The sequence below is a fragment of the Pseudomonas baltica genome (assembly GCF_014235765.1).
GTDB lineage: Bacteria > Pseudomonadota > Gammaproteobacteria > Pseudomonadales > Pseudomonadaceae > Aquipseudomonas > Aquipseudomonas baltica.
In genome coordinates, this window is sequence record NZ_JACMYH010000024.1 from 1 (window position 1) to 383 (window position 383).

Annotated in this window: 2 tRNA genes; both read right to left on the reverse strand. The window is 49.3% G+C overall.

Annotation, left to right across the window (positions count from 1 at the left end):
* Positions 1-142: 142 nt before the first annotated feature.
* Positions 143-218 (reverse strand) — tRNA-Ala (locus tag H7993_RS20690).
* Between the two features lie 30 nt (positions 219-248).
* Positions 249-325, reverse strand: a tRNA-Ile gene (locus H7993_RS20695).
* Positions 326-383 lie beyond the last annotated feature (58 nt).

Sequence of the window (383 nt, forward strand, 5' to 3'; positions counted from 1 at the left end):
CACCAGTGAAAGTGTTGGTCCAGTCTATCTTTCTATCACATACCCAAATTTTTAAAGAACGATCTAATCAAAGACTAGAAATCAACATTCACCATCACCTTGATGGAATGCTCATTTCTAAGCTCTAAAACAGAAGCAGTGGTGGTGGAGCCAAGCGGGATCGAACCGCTGACCTCCTGCGTGCAAGGCAGGCGCTCTCCCAGCTGAGCTATGGCCCCGTATTTCTACAGGCGTTTCCCACACAAAATTGGTGGGTCTGGGCAGATTCGAACTGCCGACCTCACCCTTATCAGGGGTGCGCTCTAACCAACTGAGCTACAGACCCAATTTCGAGCTTGTAGCCGTTAGCGTGCGCTATCAGCTTGGAGCATAAAGCTGCTTCT